Source organism: Burkholderia sp. Ac-20379, assembly GCF_017104645.1.
Classification (GTDB): Bacteria; Pseudomonadota; Gammaproteobacteria; order Burkholderiales; family Burkholderiaceae; genus Burkholderia.
The window spans coordinates 1-5276 of sequence record NZ_JAAGPF010000425.1; the positions used below are offsets into that span (position 1 = coordinate 1).

Here is a 5276-nt window from a genome sequence, read left to right on the forward strand (position 1 = left end):
TCCCGGCCGGCACGCCGACCTGCGCGGCCGACGCGGCGGGCGCGCCGGCCGACACGCCCTCGAGCAGGCTGTCGATCCGGCTGGCGAGCATGGCGGCGGTAACGGCGTCGATCCCGGTCATCGTGAGGTTGCGCGCGGCGTCACGCCGGCGTCGTGAGAGTGACGGCCGCCCGGCGCGCTCAGCGCCGCGCCTGGTAGATATCCTTGAGCATCCGCGTCGAGCGGCCGGCGTCGAACAGCGCCGACAGCCGCGCCACCTCGGGGCTCGCCAGATCGCGGATCGCCGCGTCGTCGGCCAGGATGCGGCGGATCAGCGTGTATTTGTGGCCGCGTTCGGCCTGATCGAGCTGCACCCCTTCTTCGGCGATCTTGAGGCCGTCGACGAGGGTCTGATACTCGCTCTGCAGCCCGTTGACCGCCGTCCAGTCGGCACCGCGGGCGGCCGCCAGCATCTGGCCGGACACATCCGCGATTGCCTCGTAAAGGGCGAGGTAGGCTGCCTTGCGATTCATCGTGCGACTTCCGGCTGGGCTTGGGACGCCATCATGCGTGCGACTTCCGGAGCGATGCCGCTCCAGGCTTCTTCCAGCGTGGCGAGCAGGCCGTCGACCTCGACGAGCATCGCATCGCTGGCGTTCACGTTCGCCTCGAGCAGGCGGCGCACGATGTAGGAATAAAGGGCATCGAGCCGGCCGGCGATCTCGCCGCCGGCTTCGACGTTCAACGAGGCCTGCAGGCCGTTCTCGACGATGCGCATGGCCTTGCCGATGGCGTCGCCGCGTGCGCCCACGTTGCCGGCGCTCAGGTGCAGGCGGGCATGGGCGATCGCCTTGCGGGCGCCCTCGTAGAGCATGGCGATCAGGCGATGCGGAGACGCGCCCATCACCCCTGTCTCGACGCCCACGCGCGCGTACGCATTGGCTCCAGCGTGTCCTGGGGAAAACATGACGGCCCTCCTGTTGGTGCGATCGTGACGGGTTACGCGACGCCCGTCGAAACGGCACGTGTAACGCAGAGTAATAACGGCGTTATCGGTAAGGGCGAGGAAAGCTTTAGTGCGCGGGCCGTGTCGGATGCAAAAAGGGCGGTTCAGACCGACATCTGCATGATGTCGTTGTAGGCGCTGACCAGCTTGTTGCGGACCTGAAGCCCGAACTGGAAGCCGATGTTGGCCTTCTGCATGTCCACCATCACGTCGTTCAGCGACACGTTCGAGGCGCCCAGTTCGAACGCCTTGGCCTCGCTGGCCGAGGTGGTCTGCGCGTCGCTGATCCGGTCGAGCGAGGCTTTCAGCGCGCCCGCGAAGCTGCTGGCCGTGGCCGCGCCGTTGCTGGCGCCGGTAGCCGCCGCACTGGCGCTGCCGGTGGCCTGGGCGGCCATCGCCTGCATCTGTTGCAGTGCCGAAGCGATTCCGTTGACGGGCGCAGTCATGAAGTCTCCGCAGAAAGAGTCGGGGTGACGAGCCGGCGCCGGACCGGCAGGCGGGCGCGCCCGATCCGGCCCCGGTGGTTCGCGGCGGCCGCCCCGGGGGAGCGGCAAGACGGCGCGATGCCGGATTGCGAGCAAGGATAGCAAGCGCCCCCGGCGGCAAAGCCGGGGAAGTACGGGTAAAACTCCGTTCTTTTCGGCCGATGGGGGGCGGGCGCGAGCCGGAATAATCGCATCGTGTCTTTGTCCGTCCGCTCGGCCGAGCGGCAGCCGCTGTGGAGAACCCCGACGCATGGATTCGCAGGCCAATTCGCTGATCAACCCCGACGCGCGCAACGCCGTCGCCGGCACGCCGCCGAACGCGGCCATGGCCGGCGGTGCGATGCCGGGCGCCGGCGCGGGCGCCGCGGACTTCGGTCTGGGCGGCTTCGCCGAGCGCCTGTCCGGCTTCTCGGGCCTGTCGCGGATGCGCACCAATCCCAAGCTGCCGTTCGTGATCATCACGGCGCTGGCGATCGCCGCGATCGTCGCGCTGGTGCTCTGGAGCCGCGCCCCGGACTACAAGGTGCTGTACAGCAACCTGTCCGACCGCGACGGCGGCGCCATCATTACCGCACTGCAGCAATCCAACACCCCCTATCAGTTCACCGATGGCGGCGGCGCGATCCTGGTGCCGTCCAACTTGGTGCACGAAACGCGCCTGAAGCTGGCCGCGATGGGCCTGCCCAAGGGCGGCTCGGTCGGCTTCGAACTGATGGACAACCAGAAGTTCGGCATCAGCCAGTTCGCCGAGCAGGTCAACTACCAGCGCGCGCTCGAGGGCGAGCTCGAACGCACCATCGCCTCGATCAACGCCGTGCGCGGTGCGCGCGTGCATCTGGCGATCCCGAAGCCGTCGGTGTTCGTGCGCGACCGCGAGGCGCCGAGCGCCTCGGTGTTCGTCGATCTGTACCCGGGCCGCGTGCTCGACGACGGCCAGGTGCTGGCGATCACGCGGATGGTCGCCTCGGGCGTGCCCGACATGCCGGCCAAGAACGTCACGATCGTCGACCAGGACGGCAACCTGCTGACCCAGCAGGCTTCGGCCTCCGGCCTCGACGCGAACCAGCTCAAGTACGTCCAGCAGGTCGAGCGCAACACCCAGAAGCGCATCGACGCGATCCTCGCGCCGATGTTCGGCGCCGGCAACACGCGCGCCCAGGTCAGCGCCGACGTCGATTTCTCGCACAGCGAGCAAACCTCGGAAAGCTACGGCCCGAACGGCGCGCAGCAGCAGGCCTCGATCCGCAGCCAGCAGACGTCCAGCTCGACCGAAATGTCGCAAAGCGGCGCGGGCGGTGTGCCGGGCGCGCTGTCGAACACGCCGCCGCAGCCGGCCTCGGCCCCGATCACGGGCGCCAGCGGCGCGGCCGGCACGCCGCCGACGCCGGTCAGCGACCGCAAGGATTCGACCACCAACTACGAGCTGAACAAGACGATCAGCCACGTCGAATCGGCCACGGGCGGCATCAAGCGCCTGTCGGTGGCGGTGATCGTCAACAACCTGCCGGTGGCCGACGCGAAGGGCCACGTCACGATGCAGCCGCTGAACGCCGACAAGCTCGCGCAGGTCCAGCAGCTCGTGAAGGACGCGATGGGCTACGACGCCAAGCGCGGCGACTCGGTCAACGTGGTCAACAGCCAGTTCACCGAACTCGCCGACCCGCTGGCCAACGTGCCGTGGTGGCGCACGCCGGACATGATCGCGATGGCCAAGGAGATCGCGAAGTGGCTCGGCATCGCCGCCGCCGCCGCCGCGCTGTATTTCATGTTCGTGCGCCCGGCGATGCGCCGCGCGTTCCCGCCGCCCGAACCGGCCGCCGTTCCCGGCCTGACCGCGCTGGGCGGCCCCGACGAGCCCGCGCTCGACGGCCTGCCTGCGCTCGAATCGAGCGTCGCCGGTGCGTCGGACGATCCGGCGCTCCTCCCGTTCGAGGCGGACAAGAACCGCTACGAACGCAATCTCGAATACGCACGCTCGATCGCCAAGCAGGATCCGAGGATCGTCGCGGCGGTCGTGAAAAACTGGGTGAGCGATGAGCGCTGAAGGCCTGATGAAAAGCGCGCTGCTGCTGATGTCGATCGGCGAGGAAGAAGCGGCGCAGGTGTTCAAGTTCCTGGGCCCGCGCGAGGTCCAGAAGATCGGTGTGACCATGGCCACGCTGCGCAACGTCACGCGCGAGCAGCTCGACGAGGTGCTCAAGGAGTTCGTGGGCGAGGCCGAGAAGCATTCGGCGCTGTCGCTCGACTCCGGCGACTACATCCGCTCGGTGCTGACCAAGGCGCTCGGCGAGGATCGCGCCGGCGTGATCATCGACCGGATCCTGCAGGGCAGCGACACCAGCGGGATCGAGGGCCTGAAGTGGATGGATTCGGGCGCGGTGGCCGAGCTGATCAAGAACGAGCACCCGCAGATCATCGCGACCATCCTCGTGCACCTGGATCGCGATCAGGCCTCCGAAATCGCCTCGTGCTTCACCGAACGGCTGCGTAACGACGTGCTGCTGCGGATCGCCACGCTCGACGGCATCCAGCCGGCCGCGCTGCGCGAGCTCGACGAGGTGCTGACCGGCCTGCTGTCGGGCAGCGACAACCTCAAGCGCAGCCCGATGGGCGGCATCCGCACGGCGGCCGAGATCCTGAACTTCATGACGAGCACGCACGAGGAATCGGTGATCGAGAACGTCAAGTCCTACGATCCGGACCTGGCGCAGAAGATCATCGACGAGATGTTCGTGTTCGAGAACCTGCTCGACCTGGAAGATCGCGCGATCCAGCTGATCCTCAAGGAAGTCGAGTCGGAAACGCTGATCATCGCGCTGAAGGGCGCGCAACCGCCGCTGCGCCAGAAGTTCCTGGCCAACATGTCGCAACGCGCGGCCGAACTGCTCGCCGAGGATCTCGACGCGCGCGGCCCGGTGCGCGTGTCGGAAGTGGAACAGCAGCAGCGCAAGATCCTGACGATCGTCCGCACGCTGGCCGAGAACGGCCAGGTGGTGCTGGGCGGCAAGGCGGAAGACGCGTATGTCTGAACGCGCGCGCAGCGGCGCCACCCTCACCGCCTACCAGCGGTGGGAGATGGCCTCGTTCGATCCGAAGCCGCCCGCTCCGCCCGAGGACAACAGCGAGGCGGCCGCCGCCGCGCTGGCCGCCGAACTGCAGCGCGTGCGCGACGCCGCCCATGCCGAAGGCATGGCGAGCGGCCAGGCCGAAGGCCACGCGCTCGGCTATCACGCCGGCCAGGAAGCCGGCTACGCGGCCGGCATCGAGGCGGGCCGCACCGAGATGCGCATCGAGGCCGAGCATTTCGCGGCGCTCGCCCGCGCGTTCGGCGACGCGCTGCAAGGCGCGCGCGACGCGCTGGCCGACGATCTGGCGCAACTGGCGCTCGATCTGGCCCAGCAGGTGCTGCGCCAGCACGTCCAGCTCGATCCGAGCACCGTGCTGGCCGCCGCGCGCGAGACGCTCGCCGCCGAACCGGCGCTGACCGGCGCGCCGCAACTGATCGTCGGCACCGCCGATCTGCCGGTGGTCGAAGCCTATCTGCAGGAAGAACTCGATGCGCGCGGCTGGACCGTGCGCGTCGATCCGGCCATCGAGCGCGGCGGCTGCCGCGCGCAGGCCGCCTCGGGCGAGATCGACGCGACCCTGCCGACGCGCTGGGAGCGCGTGGCCGCCGCGCTCGGCCATTCGAGCGAATGGTAAGCCCGCCATGACCCGCCCCGACGCCGCCACGACGCCCGCTTCGCCGGCCGCTTCGTCGGCCATTTCGCCGAGCGCGGCCGCTCAGGCCGCAGCCGCGGCGGCAT

General features: G+C 69.1%; 6 protein-coding genes. 3 read left to right on the forward strand and 3 right to left on the reverse strand.

The genetic code is table 11. The features are described 5' to 3' along the window. Positions 1 to 179: 179 nt before the first annotated feature. The 3 genes from G3N92_RS30565 to fliE form a co-directional block, all read right to left on the reverse strand. Entirely contained in the window at positions 180 to 512 is a 333-nt protein-coding gene (locus G3N92_RS30565; protein ID WP_206131283.1) for a flagellar protein FliT, read from the reverse strand. Further along, positions 509 to 946 (reverse strand): flagellar export chaperone FliS, encoded by a 438-nt coding sequence (fliS, locus tag G3N92_RS30570; RefSeq protein WP_206131284.1) that lies wholly within the window; start codon positions 944 to 946, stop codon positions 509 to 511. The genes G3N92_RS30565 and fliS overlap by 4 nt, the downstream gene beginning before the upstream one ends. 143 nt (positions 947 to 1089) lie before the next feature. After that, positions 1090 to 1431: a flagellar hook-basal body complex protein FliE gene (gene fliE, locus G3N92_RS30575; RefSeq protein ID WP_206131285.1), complete on the reverse strand. Its 342-nt coding sequence runs from the start codon at positions 1429 to 1431 to the stop codon at positions 1090 to 1092. Positions 1432 to 1720: 289 nt separating this feature from the next. On the opposite strand from fliE, the gene fliF reads away from it, so the two are divergent. Genes fliF through fliH form a run of 3 tightly spaced genes read left to right on the forward strand, consistent with a single transcriptional unit; the run spans position 1721 to position 5172 of the window. Then, complete coding sequence (gene fliF, locus G3N92_RS30580; protein ID WP_206131286.1) at positions 1721 to 3514, forward strand: flagellar basal-body MS-ring/collar protein FliF; 1794 nt, start codon at positions 1721 to 1723, stop codon at positions 3512 to 3514. Then, a complete protein-coding gene (fliG, locus tag G3N92_RS30585) occupies positions 3504 to 4499 on the forward strand; it encodes a flagellar motor switch protein FliG (RefSeq protein ID WP_206131287.1) in 996 nt (331 codons plus the stop codon). The genes fliF and fliG overlap by 11 nt, the downstream gene beginning before the upstream one ends. Then, the gene (fliH, locus tag G3N92_RS30590; protein WP_206131288.1) at positions 4492 to 5172 is read left to right on the forward strand and encodes a flagellar assembly protein FliH; all 681 of its coding nucleotides are present in this window, start codon (positions 4492 to 4494) and stop codon (positions 5170 to 5172) included. Before fliG ends, fliH begins: the two co-directional genes overlap by 8 nt. Positions 5173 to 5276 lie beyond the last annotated feature (104 nt).